Annotated in this window: 15 protein-coding genes; 13 read left to right on the forward strand and 2 right to left on the reverse strand. The window is 41.9% G+C overall.

The window, feature by feature from the left end:
• Positions 1-99 precede the first annotated feature (99 nt).
• The 12 genes from lytA to BFW96_RS03085 all read left to right on the forward strand — a co-directional run bounded on the left by lytA (position 100) and on the right by BFW96_RS03085 (position 14,568).
• On the forward strand, positions 100-408 hold the full coding sequence (gene lytA, locus BFW96_RS03030) for a membrane-bound protein LytA (protein ID WP_040081650.1): 309 nt from the start codon (positions 100-102) through the stop codon (positions 406-408).
• Positions 409-431: 23 nt separating this feature from the next.
• Positions 432-2,549 (forward strand): SpoIID/LytB domain-containing protein, encoded by a 2,118-nt coding sequence (locus tag BFW96_RS03035; protein ID WP_069150427.1) that lies wholly within the window; start codon positions 432-434, stop codon positions 2,547-2,549.
• A 37-nt stretch (positions 2,550-2,586) separates the two neighbouring features.
• Positions 2,587-4,077 carry an N-acetylmuramoyl-L-alanine amidase LytC gene (gene lytC / locus BFW96_RS03040; RefSeq protein ID WP_040081652.1) on the forward strand — a complete coding sequence of 497 codons (1,491 nt, stop codon included), beginning with the start codon at positions 2,587-2,589 and terminating at the stop codon, positions 4,075-4,077.
• Between the two features lie 226 nt (positions 4,078-4,303).
• Positions 4,304-4,963 carry a sugar transferase gene (locus BFW96_RS03045; protein ID WP_003242561.1) on the forward strand — a complete coding sequence of 220 codons (660 nt, stop codon included), beginning with the start codon at positions 4,304-4,306 and terminating at the stop codon, positions 4,961-4,963.
• A gap of 55 nt (positions 4,964-5,018) precedes the next feature.
• Positions 5,019-6,470: a teichuronic acid biosynthesis protein TuaB gene (gene tuaB, locus BFW96_RS03050; protein ID WP_041521536.1), complete on the forward strand. Its 1,452-nt coding sequence runs from the start codon at positions 5,019-5,021 to the stop codon at positions 6,468-6,470.
• Entirely contained in the window at positions 6,467-7,636 is a 1,170-nt protein-coding gene (gene tuaC, locus BFW96_RS03055; protein ID WP_069838600.1) for a teichuronic acid biosynthesis protein TuaC, read from the forward strand. The genes tuaB and tuaC overlap by 4 nt, the downstream gene beginning before the upstream one ends.
• Positions 7,637-7,697: 61 nt before the next feature.
• A complete protein-coding gene (tuaD, locus tag BFW96_RS03060) occupies positions 7,698-9,083 on the forward strand; it encodes a UDP-glucose 6-dehydrogenase TuaD (RefSeq protein WP_082032967.1) in 1,386 nt (461 codons plus the stop codon).
• An 84-nt stretch (positions 9,084-9,167) separates the two neighbouring features.
• Entirely contained in the window at positions 9,168-10,634 is a 1,467-nt protein-coding gene (gene tuaE / locus BFW96_RS03065) for a teichuronic acid biosynthesis protein TuaE (RefSeq protein WP_069838601.1), read from the forward strand.
• 28 nt (positions 10,635-10,662) lie between these two features.
• Positions 10,663-11,343 (forward strand): teichuronic acid biosynthesis protein TuaF, encoded by a 681-nt coding sequence (gene tuaF, locus BFW96_RS03070; RefSeq protein ID WP_069838602.1) that lies wholly within the window; start codon positions 10,663-10,665, stop codon positions 11,341-11,343.
• A gap of 23 nt (positions 11,344-11,366) precedes the next feature.
• Positions 11,367-12,125: a teichuronic acid biosynthesis protein TuaG gene (gene tuaG / locus BFW96_RS03075; protein ID WP_069838603.1), complete on the forward strand. Its 759-nt coding sequence runs from the start codon at positions 11,367-11,369 to the stop codon at positions 12,123-12,125.
• A gap of 28 nt (positions 12,126-12,153) precedes the next feature.
• Positions 12,154-13,347, forward strand: a complete 1,194-nt coding sequence (gene tuaH / locus BFW96_RS03080; RefSeq protein ID WP_083252801.1) for a teichuronic acid biosynthesis protein TuaH — start codon at positions 12,154-12,156, stop codon at positions 13,345-13,347.
• Positions 13,348-13,491: 144 nt separating this feature from the next.
• Positions 13,492-14,568, forward strand: coding sequence for an MraY family glycosyltransferase (locus BFW96_RS03085; RefSeq protein WP_069838605.1), 1,077 nt, complete (start codon positions 13,492-13,494; stop codon positions 14,566-14,568).
• A 71-nt stretch (positions 14,569-14,639) separates the two neighbouring features.
• Here the strand turns inward: BFW96_RS03085 and tagV are convergent, their stop codons facing one another.
• On the reverse strand, positions 14,640-15,815 hold the full coding sequence (gene tagV, locus BFW96_RS03090) for a polyisoprenyl-teichoic acid--peptidoglycan teichoic acid transferase TagV (protein WP_014665565.1): 1,176 nt from the start codon (positions 15,813-15,815) through the stop codon (positions 14,640-14,642).
• Entirely contained in the window at positions 15,815-16,468 is a 654-nt protein-coding gene (locus tag BFW96_RS03095; protein WP_014665564.1) for a YigZ family protein, read from the reverse strand. The genes tagV and BFW96_RS03095 overlap by 1 nt, the downstream gene beginning before the upstream one ends.
• A 216-nt stretch (positions 16,469-16,684) precedes the next feature.
• On the opposite strand from BFW96_RS03095, the gene degS reads away from it, so the two are divergent.
• Entirely contained in the window at positions 16,685-17,842 is a 1,158-nt protein-coding gene (gene degS, locus BFW96_RS03100) for a two-component sensor histidine kinase DegS (protein WP_014665563.1), read from the forward strand.
• Positions 17,843-17,854: the final 12 nt, after the last annotated feature.

Consider the following 17,854-nt stretch of genomic DNA (forward strand, 5'->3'; position numbering starts at 1 on the left):
CTAAAATAGTCGTTTTTTATAAAAAAAAGTTTCACTGTTTCTTAATTTTTCTTTAAAATATAAAATAGGTTGACGATAAAATATAATGAGGTGAAAAAAATGAAAAAATTTATTGCTTTACTGTTCTTTATATTGCTTCTCTCGGGTTGTGGGGTTAATAGTCAAAAGAGTCAAGGTGAAGATGTATCGCCAGACAGTAACATTGAAACAAAAGAAGGTACTTATGTAGGGTTAGCTGATACTCATACAATAGAAGTAACAGTAGATAATGAAGCGGTTAGTCTTGATATCACTGAAGAATCGACAAGTGATCTTGATAAGTTTAACAATGGAGATAAGGTCACGATTACATATGAAAAAAGTAATGAGGGTCAGCTTCTGTTAAAAGATATTGAACGTGCCAACTAAGATATAGGGAGGAACCTGAAATTTTGAAATCTTGCAAACAATTGATAGTGTGTTCACTTGCTGCAATCTTATTATTGATTCCATCAATTACTTTTGCAGCAGACTCAAACATCTCAGTTAAGTTGTCAAATTATATTGGAAATAAATCAAGCATCAGTCTATCGCCTACAGGATTTTATAAAGTAACTGGAGATAATGTTGCTGTTACAAATCGCTTTGCAGGCGCTTCACGCTATGAAACTGCAACTCTTGCATCCAGCAGTCAGTGGAAAAATCCTAATACAGTGATATTGGTAAACCGAGATATTTTTATTGATGCATTGCCTGTTATTCCGTTGGCAAAAAAGCTGGATGCGCCAGTTTTATTTACTCAGCCTGATACGTTAACAAAGACTACTGAAAGACAAATTGCTAAGTATAACCCTGATAATATTTTAATCATTGGGGGAGCGCGAAGCATTTCAAAAGATGTAGAAAACAAGCTGAAATCATATGGCGCTGTAAAAAGAATAAGCGGAAAAAATAGATATGTATTATCAGAAAACATTGCAAAGCAAATGGGCAGCTATGATAAAGCGATCGTTGTAACCGGAAGAGTTTTTCAAGACGCTTTAGCCATTGCTCCATATGCAGCAGCACACGGATATCCTATTTTGCTTACAGATAAAGACAAGCTTCCGGATTATGATTTGCCAAAACAAGTCATCATTATAGGCAGTTCATTTAGCGTCAGTGATAGTGTAGAAAACCAAATTAAAAAAACTTCAACTGTGCAAAGGATTCCTGGATCGACCAGATATGAACTCACGGCAAATATAATTAAACAACTAAAGTTGAAGGCTGATAAAGTCGTAATGACGAACGGGACAAAATATGCAGACGTATTGGTAGGCGCAACGCTTGCCTCGAAGAAAAACAGCCAAATTTTATATATTAAACAAGATAGCGTTCCGGCTGCGGCTAAAAGTATAACGAAAGATAAAGCCACATATGCATACGACTTTATTGGAAGTACCAGTTCAATTTCTGCTGAAGTTGAGAATTCACTTGCTGATGAATTTTATTTAGCTAACGGTAACACCTATAATTTAAAAATCAGCAGCGGAAAATTAAATCTTGCAAACATCAAAACTTACGGAAACTCTCTAAGAATTAAACCAGAAAACTATTCTACTTCAAACAGGATTAGTCTTGATGGAAAGCAGTATCTTGGCACGGTTAATTTCTCAATTGAATCTACTAAATATATCCGACCGGTAAATGAAAATATTCCATTTGAGGATTACTTAAAAGGAGTGATTCCGAATGAAATGCCTGCTAGCTGGTCACTTGAGGCTCTTAAAGCACAAACTGTGGCTGCAAGAACGTACTCAATAACAAAAACAGGAGCTACTGTACCTGATACAACCGCTTTTCAAGTTTATGGAGGATACAGTTGGAATTCAAATACCAATAAAGCGGTTGAGCAAACGAAAGGGAAAGTTCTGAAATATAATGGATCACTTATAACTGCAGCTTATTCTTCCAGTAATGGAGGTTACACAGAAGCTAGTAATGAAGTATGGTCGTCAAGCGTACCTTACTTGATTGCAAAAAAAGATACAAAGGATCCTCAAATTGGCTGGACGCTTACCTTAGCAAAACAACAGCTAGATACGAATTCTCTGGACTTAACGAAGCCTTCTTCTTGGTGGTCTTCAGCAACTGAAACTGATTCTGCAAGACTTTCTGGAGTTAAGAACTGGATCTTGAAAAATAAAGAAACAAGCGCTGATTCTGTCAAAATTGCAAGTATTGAAGATTTGAGCTTTAGCGGTACGACGCAGGGGCAGCGCGCTAAAACAGCATCAATGAAAGTGAAGTATTTTGTTAAAAGCAGTACTGGCTCCTATAACTTGAGCAAAATTACAACCATAAGTGTACCAACGAGTGAGTTAAGAACAATGATTGGAGCGACTGTATTTAAAAGTACTTATGTAGCTGTAAAAAAAGATACTTCAAAGTACACAATTAGCGGTAAAGGATATGGTCACGGGATCGGAATGAGTCAATATGGAGCAAAAGCAAGAGCAGAAGCTGGAGATTCATATAGTTCAATTTTGAAATTTTACTATCCAGGTACAACTCTGACAACTTATTAATTATTTTAGGATAAACGCCTTTTAAGGAGGAAATCAATTGCGTTCTTATATAAAAGTCCTAACAATGTGTTTTTTGGGACTCATACTTTTTGTACCAACAGCTTTGGCTGATAACTCGGTGAAAAGAGTCGGGGGAAGCAATAGATACGGCACTGCTGTTCAAATATCAAAGCAAATGTATTCAACTGCAAGTACAGCTGTAATTGTCGGTGGGAGTTCTTATGCGGATGCAATTTCAGCAGCTCCTCTTGCTTATCAGAAGAATGCGCCACTGCTTTACACTAACTCTGATAAGCTTTCGTATGAAACGAAAACAAGATTGAAAGAGATGCAGACTAAAAATGTAATTATTGTAGGCGGAACACCTGCTGTTTCTTCCAACACTGCTAACCAGATTAAAAGTTTGGGGATAAGTATTAAACGAATTGCAGGAAGCAACCGTTATGATACGGCTGCACGGGTGGCAAAAGCGATGGGTGCGACTTCAAAAGCTGTTATTTTGAATGGCTTCTTATATGCAGACGCTCCGGCCGTCATTCCTTATGCAGCGAAAAACGGGTATCCAATTCTTTTTACAAATAAAACATCTATAAATAGTGCGACAACGTCCGTGATAAAAGATAAGGGAATTTCGAGTACCGTTGTTGTTGGAGGAACTGGAAGTATCAGCAATACGGTATACAACAAGTTACCTTCTCCTACAAGAATTAGCGGTTCAAACAGATATGAGCTTGCTGCAAATATCGTACAAAAACTTAATTTATCAACAAGCACCGTATATGTAAGCAATGGATTCAGCTATCCTGACTCTATTGCAGGAGCTACACTGGCAGCTAAGAAGAAGCAATCTCTTATCCTTACAAATGGTGAAAATTTATCTACAGGAGCCCGTAAAATCATTGGAAGTAAAAACATGTCAAACTTCACGATTATCGGAAACACTCCTGCTGTAAGCACCAAGGTTGCTAATCAGCTAAAAAATCCGGTAGTTGGTGAAACAATCTTTATTGACCCGGGTCACGGTGATCAAGATTCAGGAGCAATCGGCAATGGACTCCTCGAAAAAGAAGTCAACCTTGATATAGCGAAAAGAGTCAATACAAAGCTAGATGCTTCAGGTGCTCTTCCAGTCATGTCGAGATCTAATGATACGTTTTATTCTTTACAGGAGAGAGTAAATAAAGCAGCTTCAGCACAAGCAGATTTATTTATCAGTATACATGCTAATGCTAATGACAGCTCATCACCAGATGGAAGTGAGACGTACTACGATGCAACATATCAAGCAACAAATAGCAGGAGGCTAGCTGAACAAATTCAACCCAAGTTAGCTACTAATCTTGGAACGAGAGACCGGGGAGTAAAAACAGCTGCTTTCTACGTTATTAAATATTCTAAAATGCCGAGTGTTTTAGTTGAAACTGCCTTTATCACTAATGCATCCGATGCGAGTAAATTGAAGCAAGCGGTTTATAAAGATAAAGCTGCACAAGCTATTCATGACGGCACAGTATCTTATTACAGATAATCGAAAGAGACAAATCTAATCGCAGATTTGTCTCTTTTTTATATGAAATGATTAAAACAAATAGGACTTGTATATAAAATAGTAAAAGAGTATTAACAACATTTATCAGAAAAAACACGTAATTCACACTTCTTAACATACCATTTACATCCAATTAACATCCGTCTGCTAAACTGACTGGCATAGGTCATCATAACATCCCAAACAAATCGTGAGGTGTGTGTCAGTGAGTGCAGAGAAAAGCATGAATGTGAGTCGTGAATTCTCAGTTCAGCAAATACATTCTTTTACATTATCTGAAAAGACGGCTCGTTATTTGGCAATAAAGCGCGTAATGGATATTTGGTTTGCGCTCATTGGGTTGGCGATTGCGCTGCCAATGATTGCGGTATTTTCAATATTGATTTGTTTGGAGACGCCGGGGCCTGCCATTTATACGCAGGAACGCGTAGGGAAAGGCGGGAAACCATTTAAGCTTTATAAGCTTCGTTCCATGAAAATAGATGCCGAGAAGTCTGGTGCGGTTTGGGCGCAGAAGCAAGATCCGCGGGTGACAAGGATCGGAGCTTTTATCAGAAGAACGAGAATTGACGAGCTTCCTCAGCTGTTTAATGTGCTGAAAGGCGATATGAGTATGATTGGCCCTCGTCCGGAACGTCCCGTTTTTACGGAAAAATTCCAGAATGAGATTCCGGGCTTTACGCAGCGTCTGGCTGTTAAACCGGGATTGAGCGGCTGGGCTCAGGTGAACGGCGGTTACGATATGACGCCGAAGGAAAAGCTGATATTTGATTTATATTACATTCGCAACCTGACTTTCACTTTAGAATTAAAAATTATGTTAAAAACTTGTAAAGTAGTCTGGACAGGTGATGGTGCAAGATAAAATGGAATGCCGGTATTCACCATCAATCTGAGCTTAAAAAGAAGTAGGGAATATGATGCCAAGTATTACAAAACAAATTATGAGCGGCGCAAAGTGGACAAGTATTTCAACTATGTGTATTACAATCATACAAATTGTTCAGTTTGCCCTGCTTGGAAATATGATGACCTTAACAGAATTTGGGCTCGTCGGCATGATCACAACGGTTACAGTTTTCGCCCAGATTGTGCTTGATATGGGTTTTGGCGCAGCGTTAATTCAGAGAGACGACGCGACGGAGCGTCAGCTATCCACATTGTATTGGCTTAACATTATGACGGGCGTTTTGCTGTTTGTTCTTTTATATGTGAGCAGTCCTGTCATTGCGGGATTTTATCAAAGAGAAGAGCTGGTGTTTCTAGTTCGGATTCTGGCGATTATGTTTTTGATCGCGCCGATTGGACAGCAATATCAGTATATGCTGCAAAAGCAGCTGCATTTTAATACGTTAAGCAAAATAGAGATTTTTTCAAATGTATTGTCATTCGGATATTTAGCGATTGCGGTTTTTATGATGGATGCGATTTTGGCGTACGTCATTTCTCAGGTCCTGCTCCAGTCCAGTAAAGGGATTTTATATTGGGCCGTATACCGGAAAAAGTGGCATCCTGCTTTTGTTTTTGATTTGAGAGGCATGAAGGAGTTCTTTTCTTTTGGAGCCTTTCAGCTTTCTTCCCGTCTTGTGAACAGGCTGGGAGCTAATATCGATATGATTTTGATCGGCCGGTTTATTGGTGCTGAAGCATTGGGGATTTATAACCTCGCCTATCAGATAGTCACCATTCCGGTTTTGAAGATCAATCCGATTGTCACACGGGTGGCATTCCCTGTTTTCGCAAAAAACAAATATGAAAACAGCGTGATCAGAGAAGGCTTTCTGAATATGACAAAAATGCTGGCGCTTGTTTCGTTTCCGCTGTTAATCGGGCTCGTATCTGTGTCCGACGCCTTTATCACAGCGGTTTTCGGGGAAAAGTGGCTTGCTGCTGTTCCGATCCTAAATGTTCTGGCGATTGTCGGAATACTAAGAGTGCTTATGAATCCAAATGGATCTGTGCTGCTTGCTAAAGGAAGAGCGGATTTAGCATTTTATTGGGATTCCGGTGTGCTGATGCTGTATGGATTATCACTGTTTGCAGCGGTACAGACGGGAAGCCTGCTGACAGTCGCATGGGTGTATGCCACTATCAGCGTTGTCAATTTCCTGATTGGGCGCTGGCTCCTGGCATATGTTATCAAGCTTAACCTTTCAGCTTATTTCCAGTCGATTATGAAGCCGTTTCTGATTACTGCGGCGATGGGCATCATCGCGTTTGGTGTAAGCCTGAGTACGGAACACTTCAGTATGCAGGCAGAAATGCGGCTGGCCATTTCAGTTGCGGCAGGGGCGCTGTGCTATCTCTTTCTTTTGGTAAAAGCGTACCCTCAAACGAAAAGCAAACTACTAAGAAAAGGACGTTTGTCATGAAGATTCTGTGGATTACAAGCGTATATCCGAGCAGTCTGAAACCTGGTGAAGGTGTGTTCCATGAGACACAGGTGCAAGAGCTGCAGAAACTCGGGCTTGATATCACTGTGATATGCCCAAGGCCTTTTCATTCAGCACCTGTCCGTATGCTGAAAAAGACATATCGTAAAAAGGATGCCAGACCGGAGTATGAGATTAGGAAGGGGATACCGGTTTACCGGCCTTTCTACCGGGCAGTTCCCGGCCAGCTGAAGTGGGCGCAGCCTCACCGGAGAATTGCATCAGCGGTTATAAAAACCATGAAACAACGCGACCTAAATCCGGATCTGATCCATGCGCATTTTGCCATGCCATCGGGCGGGGCTGCGGCAGTCGTGTCAGAGTCAGCGCGAATTCCTTATGTCCTGACCTTGCATGGCAGTGATGTGAATGTCTATCCGCATTACAGCAAAGGAGCGTTTAAAGCCTTCAAGCGTGCCGTAGGTTCAGCGTCAGCCGTTTTAGCAGTCAGCCACAAGCTTCAGGAAGAAGCCAAAAAGCTTTCGGGCTTTGACAGCTCGGTTTTGCCGATCGGCATACAGCTCAGCCGCTTTCAGGAAAATGAGCAAACGAAAGAAGAACTCAGAAAAAAACTCGGGCTGCCACTCGATCAGCGTCTGGCTGTCTATGTCGGCCGGCTGGTCAGGGAGAAAGGCGTTTTTGAACTGTCCGAAGCCATCGAATCCCTGCAGGACCCTCCTCAGGCAGTCTTTGTTGGGGATGGTCCCGCAAAATCGATGCTGACGCAGAAGGGGCATATCGTCACAGGCCAAGTCCCAAATCATCAGGTAAGAGACTATTTGCTTGCGGCAGACCTATTCGTGCTTCCTTCTTACAGTGAGGGAATGCCGACTGTTGTAATTGAGGCGCTGGCGTTAAGGATTCCTGTCATCTGTACAGATGTTGGCGGAGTGGCATCTTTATTCGGAAAGCACCAGCATATGCTGATTAAGCCAAAATCCGCTCAAGCCTTGGCGGAAGCGATCACTCGGTACGAACATGAGCAAGTATGGAAGCCGGAAGTGGCAGATGATTTGTATGAAACTGTGCAGGCTCAATTTGACGCAGGAAAAAATGCCAAGGCCTTGCATCATCAGTATCAGACGGTCATGAAAACGTCCGTTTAATCGTCAGAAACTGCGACCAATATAAATAGGAAGATCATTTTACAGGAGAGGGATGAGCGCTGTGAAAAAAATAGCTGTGATTGGAACAGGTTATGTGGGACTCGTGTCAGGCACTTGCTTTGCGGAAATCGGCAATAAAGTTGTTTGCTGTGATATCGACGAATCAAAAATCAGAAGTCTGAAAAATGGAGTAATCCCAATCTATGAACCAGGGCTTGCAGACTTAGTTGAAAAAAATGTGCTGGGTCAGCGCCTGACCTTTACGAACGATATCCCGTCCGCCATTCGAGCCTCAGATATTATATATATTGCAGTCGGAACGCCTATGTCAAAAACAGGTGAAGCTGATTTAACGTACGTAAAAGCGGCGGCGAAAACAATCGGTGAGCATCTTAACGGCTACAAAGTGATCGTAAATAAAAGCACAGTCCCGGTCGGAACAGGGAAACTGGTGCAATCTATCGTTCAAAAAGCCTCAAGGGGAAGATACTCTTTTGATGTTGTATCTAACCCTGAATTTCTTCGGGAGGGCTCAGCAATTCATGACACGATGAATATGGAGCGTGCCGTGATTGGTTCAACAAGTCATAAAGCCGCTGCCATCATTGAGGATCTGCATCAGCCATTCCATGCTCCTGTCATTAAAACAAATCTAGAAAGTGCAGAAATGATTAAATACGCTGCGAACGCATTTCTGGCAACAAAGATTTCCTTTATCAACGATATTGCAAACATCTGTGAGCGAGTCGGCGCAGACGTTTCAAAGGTTGCTGATGGCGTTGGGCTTGACAGCCGGATCGGCAGAAAGTTCCTTAAAGCTGGTATTGGATTTGGCGGTTCATGTTTCCCTAAGGATACAACTGCACTGCTGCAAATCGCAAAATCGGCCGGCTATCCATTCAAGCTCATTGAAGCTGTCATTGAAACGAACGAAAAGCAGCGTGTTCATATTGTAGATAAACTTTTGACTGTTATGGGAAGCATCAAGGGAAGAACCATTTCAGTCCTTGGATTGGCCTTCAAACCGAATACGAACGATGTGAGATCTGCTCCAGCGCTTGATATTATCCCGATGCTGCAGCAGCTGGGCGCCCATGTAAAAGCATACGATCCGATTGCCATTCCTGAAGCTTCAGCAATCCTTGGCGAACAGGTCGAGTATTACACAGATGTGTATGCTGCGATTGAGCAGACAGATGCATGTCTCATCTTAACAGACTGGCCGGAAGTAAAAGAAATGGAGCTTGTGAAAGTGAAAACCCTCTTAAAACAGCCCATCATCATCGACGGCAGAAATTTATTTTCACTTGAAGAGATGCAGGCAGCCGGATACATTTACCACTCTATCGGCCGTCCCGCTGTTCGAGGAACGGAACCCTCTGACAAGTATTTTCCGGGTTTGCCGCTTGAGGAATTGGCTAAAGACTTTGGGAGCGTCAATTTATAAAAAGAAAAAGTATTACTTGGCTGAAGCTGCCGGCTGCTAGGCTCGGCCGCCGGCTCCTGAAACATCAGGAAAGGGGTTAAACATGTGAGTATCAAACGATCAGCGGTCCATACGCTAGCGTTACTGGCCGCTGCTATATTAGGAGTCGTTCTATTAGTGGGAGCCATCCATAAAGATATAGGTTTCGTGCAGATGGCCGCTGTGCTTGCGGTGTTGGCAATTGGTCTGTTCGCGCTGGCGCTTGCAACCGCATTTACAACAAAAGAACGGCTCTTTATGGCTGTAATCTATATTTTGATCGCCTGCACTTTTTTAAATAATGCATTTTTCGCCATTCATCTTGGATTTTTCAGTTTGTTCCTTTACAGGCTTCTGCTCATTGCCGCCGGGTGCCTTCACATTATTGGCATGGTTCGGAATCGTACCCATATCGAAAGATGGAATGGGCTGCAAGTGAAAGGGATATTGCTCTTTTTCGCCTTTTGGTTTATATACGGCCTTGTTTCTCTGCTGTGGGCCAAATCGGTAACAGCCGGCCTCAAATATTTGGCCTTATTGGCAATGGGCATTTTCTTCATTTATCTCATTGTCATGTACGTGCAAAAAATCGAGCGGCTGATGATTGTTTATGCCATTTGGCTGGTGATGACAGTATTTCTGATGATCATTGGTTTTTACAATCATATCACCCACCATCATCTTGCGAGTTCCACATTATACAGCGGACCGGAGTATAAGCAGCATTATCCGACATCAGTCTTTTTTAATCAAAATGACTTTGCGACCTTTTTATCGATCAGCTTCTTTTTTTACATCACGATGATGAAAAACAGTAAGAATGGATACATCAAGGCGATTGGCCTTGTGCTCTCGCTCTGTGCGTTGTATTTAATTTTTGCTACTGGTTCAAGAGCCAGTCTTCTGGGGATTTTTGCAGGTGTTGCAGTTTACATTTTCATTGTTTTGCCGCCTATTTTAAAGAAAATGGCCATCTGGCTGTCGGTGGCGGGAATTGCTCTTTTCGCAGTTCTTTTCGCCAGCAAAATGTATTCGAAGTTTTGGGAGCTGTTTCTGGCCCCGCAGACGCTGCATTCATTTCATGACAGGCTTCCATCAAATGTGGCCCGGGCCAATCTGCTGAAAAACGCTTGGCATTTCTTCCTGGATTCATACGGATTCGGAGTCGGGGCAGGAAATGTATCCTATTATCTTGAGCATTATGCTTTATATGATACGGACAATGTGGCAGAGGTGCATAACTGGCTCGTTGAAATTCTTGCTAATTTTGGCTTGTTCATCATGCTGGGATATCTGTCCATTTATGCCTACCTTATATGGGTGCTTTACAAGTTTTATGAAAGAAAATTAGAAAATCAGTCAAAACTGATCACAGAAGGGCTTATTACCGCTATGGTCAGTTTCCTGGTATCAAGTATCAGCCCAAGCTCTGTTTCAAATTTATTTTTCCATTGGGTGTTTATGGCGCTCGTCATCGCCGCTGTGAATGTGTTAAGGCGGTCCAGACAAATGCCTGAGCCGATGTACAGATAAACAGACTACAAAAAGCAGGGAGACTTATATGAACGATATATTGATAAGAATAGCCCGTCGCATAAAAAAAAATATCATTTGGATCATAGCGGTGCCAATTATATTAGGTGCGGCGGGGTATATCCTGCCGTCACAAATCGCTGGTCAAAAGAGCTATACAGCTGAAGATACTTTGGCTGTGGGGAGCTATGATCATCCGGTTTATAACAGCACAGAAGAGATTCCGCTTCTGCTAAAGAGCGACTCTTTTTTGAAGGAGGCGCTTCCTGATGAAAAGGATGAAGATATAGCAGAAATCAAAGAGAAGCTTACAATCAAAACAGAATCTAAATCGTTACTGACTTTAAGCTATAGCGACGAGGATAAGGATCGAACTGAATCTGTCCTAAACGCCATTTCCTCCACCTTTCTCAAAAATGATCAAAAGCTGTATGCAGAAAGAGAAGCCGTCATCCGCAGCAGCATAGATGCGCTTGAAGGCGAGAAGGTGAGCGAGGATTCAAAAGTGGATAAAGAGAGATTTTTGTATGAACTTAAAAATACTCAGCTTAATCTAAAAGCGGCCAGTGTTACAGATTCTGAAACCGTGAGTGAGACAGCAGGCGGCGGAATGTCTCCGAAAAAGAAAGCAGTTCTCGGCGTTATGATTGGCCTTACGATTGCCTTTATGTTCGTTGTCATTCCTGAATTTTTCAGAGAATCCTTTTAAAATCATACGATGGAGATGTGATCATGACCAATTGGAAACCTCTCGTATCTGTCATTACACCTTCCTATAATGCGCGTGACTATATTGAAGACACGGTTCATTCGGTATTAGATCAGAGCCATCCTCATTGGGAAATGATTATCGTGGATGATTGCTCAACGGATGGGACCCGCGACATTTTACAGCAGTATGAAAAAATAGACGAAAGAATTCAAGTGGTGTATCTGGAGGAGAACTGCGGAGCTGCGGTTGCTCGCAACAAAGCGTTGGAACGCGCTCAAGGGCGCTATGTAGCATTTTTGGACAGTGATGACAAATGGAAAAAAGACAAACTGGAAAAGCAGCTCGCGTTTATGATGGAGCGCTCCTGTGCGTTTTCTTTCACAGGCTACAGCTTAATGGAGCAGGACGGAACCCCGCTCGATAAATTCATTCATGCGCCGGAGAGCCTGACGTACGATGACGCTCTGAAAAATACAATTATCGGCTGCTTGACGGTGATGATTGACAGAGAGCAAACGGGACAGATCCAAATGCCGAATATCAGAACGAGACAGGACTTAGCCACATGGCTGTCTCTTTTAAAAAAAGGATTTACTGCCTATGGAATGAATGAATGCCTTGCTGAATATCGGCTTGTCAACAACTCAATTTCCAGCAACAAATGGAAGGCTGCGAAAAAAACGTGGTTTGTCTACAGGGAAATCGAACGGCTTCACTTCATGAAAGCGACATGGTGTTTTGTTCAATATGCAAAAAACGCGGTGAAAAAAAGATTATAGCCGCAAACAGAGAGAAAAGGTGATGAAGGTGGAAACAAAAGAAGCAATCATTCATGTCATCGTTGCCACTGCTGAATGGGGAAAAGACCAATTGAGATACAGAAGGCACCGGCTGGCAGAATTTTTAGCTGCTCAAGAGGAAACGAAGGAAGTCATTTGGGTATGTCCGGCTCCGCGTGCCAAAGGGAAAGAATTTCAAGAAGTCCATTCTGGGATCAGGCAATTCGCTGTCAAAGACCTGCTGCAGAAAAAAATGTTTCGTTTTGGACGATATACAGATGTTTTTTACAGACATAAGCTCTCGCCATTACTCGATGAGCTTGCATCTGCTTCTTCAAACGGTGAACGCTGCTGTTTATGGTACACGTTTCCGGGATTCCCGTTGCTGTCTTCGCTGTATTCTTGGGATCAGGTCATTTATGATTGCAGTGACCTATGGGCTGCGCCGATCAGCGGGCGTTCAAATCTGCTGTCTGAATTCCGGCGAAAAGTCATAAAATCGGCAGAGCTGAGAATTATACAACGAGCAGATTCAATTACCTGTTCATCTGATTATCTTCATAAGGAAGTAGGCAAAAAACTGACTGCGGGACGAGAAAAGGTTCATACTGTGGAAAACGGTGTGGAGTTTGAGCTGTTTTCTGCACATAAACAAGCTCCCGATCGCAGTATACTGCAGGGGAGAGAAGGAACGGTGTTAGGTTTTATTGGCGGGATTAAACCGAAGCTCGATTTTAAAATGATTGAAGCCGCCGCCCTGCAAAAGCCTGATTGGACATTTTTATGGGTTGGCCCGGATGCCACCAATGGTGACGTTTCGTTTCAAGAGCTGCTGAGACTTCCCAATGTTATATGGACCGGTCCGGCAGATCCAAAAGAAGTGCCTCATTTTATGGAGCTTATCGACATTGGCATCATGCCATATAAACAATCACCGTATAACCAAGCTGTGTTTCCGCTGAAACTATTTGAATTTTTAGCGGCAGGAAAACCTGTTGTAGGCACTAATCTTCCGTCAACCTCAAAAATGCAAAAGCCTTATGTATACGAATATGTAGAGGGCGATCATCCGATTGATTTTATAGCCGCTTGTGAAAAAGTTCTCGGACAAAACGGAGACGAGACCTATAAAGAAATGCGCCGAAACATCGCCCGCACCCAAGATTGGGATTGCTTATTTAGACAAATTATGAAATATACAGGGATTCAAAAACATGCGTAGTCCTATAAATTGGGATGCGCGTTTTTTGATTATACGTGTTTCTTTTTGATGAAGCTTGTTATAATAACTAAGGAGAAGGTATAATGGAAGGAACGGTTCTCTATATAAATAAAGACTTTATTTAATTCCAAAGGAGACTTCTTTATGCTTGACGAACGCATGATTCGCATTGTTGTTGCGTTTATTGTCTCGCTGCTGACAGTTTTAATCATAACCCCAATCGTAAAAAGGATTGCGATTAAAATAGGTGCAGTTGACCAGCCCAGCAATCGAAAAGTACATGACAAAATCATGCCCCGGATGGGCGGGCTGGCCATATTTATCGGGGTGGTTGCAGGCGTGCTTGCATCCGGTATATACACTGAAACAAGGATGACGGCTATTACAGCCGGAGCATTCATCATAATTGTGTTAGGTATTCTTGACGATAAATATCAATTAAGTGCAAAAGTGAAGTTTTTGATTCAATTAGGTGTAGCCATTATGATTGTAAGCACTGGCTTAAAAATGGACTTTTTCTCAGTACCTTTTTTAACAGAACGATTTGAATTAGGATGGATGGCTTATCCGCTGACCGTATTATGGATTGTCGGCATCACGAACGCAATTAACCTGATTGACGGATTGGATGGCCTTGCTGCCGGTCTTTCTGTTATTGGCCTGTCAACAATCGCCGTCATGGCGCTATCCGGCGGAAAAGTGCTCATTCTGTCACTCTCATTAGTTGTTATTGCCAGCACGCTTGGATTTTTGTTTTACAACTTTCATCCGGCAAAAATCTTTATGGGAGATACGGGCTCACTTTTTTTAGGGTATAGTATTTCGATTCTTTCATTATTAGGCTTGTATAAAAGTGTCACATTGTTCAGTATCGTTATCCCGATTATTATATTAGGCGTACCGATTTTTGATACAACATTTGCTATTATCAGGAGAATCTTAAACAAACAGCCGATTTCAGCGCCTGATAAGTCACATATCCATCATAGACTGATGGCCTTTGGCCTTTCACATCGGATGTCGGTCTTAGTTATTTATATGATTGGATTTATTTTCAGTATCAGTGCGATTGTGCTTAAAACTGCCACAATTTGGCTCTCTTTGTTTATTATCTTCATTTTAATCATTTTTATGCAAATCATAGCAGAAGTGACAGGACTCGTGAATGAAAAATTCAAACCGTTTACGAAATTTTATAAACGGCTGGTGAAAAGGAATTAAAAACTCCGGCTTATGTGCCGGAGTTTTTTTCTGCGCAAAAATGCCCGATCCTCTAAAGGACCGGGCATTTTTTAATAGGATGAACCAGTTGTTGAATTCGTTGTACCGTTTGAGCTTGTGCTGCTGTCATTCGAATAGCTGCTTCCGCTCGTCGTGCCGTCAGTTGTTGTGCCAGTGCTGTCAGAACCGCTTGAACTGTCAGTCCCATCTGTTGAACTTCCGGTACCGGAAGTGCCAGTGCTGCTTGTATCTGGAGTATAATCTAAATGCTCTTGAAGCGTTTTTCTGACTTTCTCGAGATTTGTAGCATCAGGTTCAAAGTAATACGTGTTGTTAGGACCTAAATACAAATCAGATCCTGTAATGCTCAACGTGTCGATTTTTTTGCTGGTAAAGCCGCTGTAAATCTGCTGAAGCGCTAAACCTTCAGTAATACGAATATTGGTTTCAACGTTTTCGCTGGCTTTTTCTGCGATTTTATCAATTTTAGCAATGTTGCTTGCACTTGACATTTGGTCAATCAGCGCGTTTAAGATTTGTTTCTGTCTGTCATTACGGCCAAAGTCTCCGCGTTTATCCTGTTTTCTCATTCGGGCATACGCCAAGGCTTGTTCGCCGTTTAAATGCATCTCGCCTTTTTTGAAGTAAATCCGTTTGCTTTCGTTTACGTCACTTTTTTCATCGAAATCGAAAGGCACGTCTACATCAATACCGCCGACTTCATTTATCACATCTTTAAATCCGTCAAAATCAACTGTGACATATTTATCGATCGGGATTTGCAAGAAGTTTTCAACAGTTTCAACTGTCTCATCTTTACCGCCTTTGCTGTAAGCGGCATTGATCTTTGTCTTGCTTCCGGTTGTGTCACCGGCTAATTGCACACGTGTATCACGCGGAATACTCAACATTTTCATGGTTTTATTTTTAGGATCCAGGGTAACTACAATAAGAGAGTCTGATCTCCCTTTTTGTCCTTTAGTCGCGTAATCCTCTATTCCCATAAATAAAATAGAAAACGGTTTTTTCTTCATGTCTACAACTTCGCTGCGAAGATTTGATTTATTCCCGCGAGATAGGGCATCGTACGAATCGTCGGCAGCGTTAATGGTTTTATAAAGTTTATATCCGCCAAGCCCTACAACTACTAATAATGCGAGGACGAACAATAACATTATTCTTTTTATAATTTTCCTGCGTTTGCTCTTTTTCTTTTTTCGCACCCGCACTCTAACGCGTTCAGCCATTATTCAGTCTCCTTTATGTGATTGACGGCTTTTTCAAGATACGTCAACTCTCCCTCTTTAATATCACTCTTTCCATTTGTCAGTTCTGTCATCCATTCAGAAAAAGCATTTGTTTCCTTTTCTTCCACGTATGTTTCGAATTCAACATTTTCTGAATAATGGATTTCCTTTAACAGAAATTGTGACTCCCTTAATTCATTTTCAATCTTGCCAAGCCATGTGTAATCTGCGGAAGTATGCATGATTCGCATAAGCTTCCGTTCTACCACACCTATATGATTTAATCCTTCAGACACTGATTTCCCATAAGCGCGAATTAATCCGCCAGCCCCAAGCTTAATACCTCCGAAGTATCGTGTAACGACGGCGCAAGTATCCTTAAGTCCGCGTTTTTTTAATACCTCAAGCATCGGCACTCCCGCTGTACCGCTTGGTTCTCCGTCATCATTGGCTTTTTGGATATGATCATTCTCGCCGATAACGTAAGCTGAGCAATTATGAGTCGCATTCCAGTGCTGTTTCTTTATTTTCTGTATAAATTCCTGTGCCTCTTGTTCGGTAGAAACACGGCTTAAATGACAGATAAAACGCGATTTTTCTATAACAATCTCGTGTTCTCCTGCTTCTTTCACAGTAAAATAGCTGTGCAGCATGCTAGCTGACCCTCCTGCTAAGCATAAAAGACTGCCTATACAAATTCGTACAGTCTTTAGAATTTTTGTGCGTATTTTGGTATCATAAAGAGTAGATAGTATATAAAAATGTTTTTTTCTAGAATATACGCATTCTTTCATTATAATTCGACATAATTTGCAGATCAATTACATTTATAATAAAAATATATGACAACGCCGTGACGGAGGGAAATTATGAATAAAACAAAGATGGATTCCAAAGTGTTGGATTCTATTTTGATGAAGATGCTGAAAACCGTTGACGGGAGCAAGGACGAGGTTTTTCAAATCGGGGAGCAGTCACGCCAGCAGTATGAACAGCTGGTTGAAGAACTGAAACAAATTAAGCAGCAGGTGTATGAAGTGATTGAGCTTGGCGATAAACTTGAAGTGCAAACCCGCCATGCGAGAAACCGTTTATCCGAGGTCAGCCGTAATTTTCATAGATTCAGTGAAGAGGAAATCCGCAATGCTTATGAAAAAGCCCATAAGCTGCAGGTAGAATTGACGATGATCCAGCAGCGTGAGAAGCAATTGCGCGAACGGCGGGATGATTTGGAGCGCAGATTGCTAGGGCTTCAGGAAATCATTGAGCGGTCAGAATCATTAGTAAGCCAAATTACAGTTGTGCTTAATTACTTGAACCAGGATCTGCGCGAAGTCGGACTGCTTCTTGCAGATGCTCAGGCAAAACAGGATTTCGGCTTAAGAATTATTGAGGCGCAGGAAGAAGAGCGAAAAAGAGTTTCAAGAGAAATCCATGACGGACCCGCTCAAATGCTGGCGAATGTTATGATGAGATCGGAATTAATCGAGCGGATTTTCCGTGACCGGGGTGCAGAGGACGGATTCCAAGAAATTAAAAATCTCCGTCAAAATGTTCGGAATGCCCTTTACGAAGTGAGAAGGATTATATATGATTTAAGACCGATGGCCCTTGATGACCTAGGCCTGATTCCAACTTTAAGAAAATATCTATATACAACCGAAGAATATAACGGGAAGGTCAAAATACATTTTCAGTGTATTGGAGAAACAGAGGATCAGCGGCTTGCGCCTCAGTTTGAAGTTGCGCTCTTCAGGCTCGCACAGGAAGCTGTGTCTAATGCGCTAAAGCATTCTGAATCTGAAGAAATTACAGTCAAAGTTGAAATCACAAATGATTTTGTGATTTTAATGATAAAAGATAACGGTAAAGGGTTCGACCTGAAGGAAGCGAAAGAGAAGAAAAACAAATCATTCGGCTTGCTGGGCATGAAAGAAAGAGTAGATTTATTGGAAGGAACGATGACAATAGATTCGAAAATAGGTCTTGGGACATTTATTATGATTAAGGTTCCGTTATCTCTTTGACTATGATTTGTA

It is taken from the genome of Bacillus sp. F56 (assembly GCF_001748205.1).
Classification (GTDB): domain Bacteria; phylum Bacillota; class Bacilli; order Bacillales; family Bacillaceae; genus Bacillus; species Bacillus stercoris.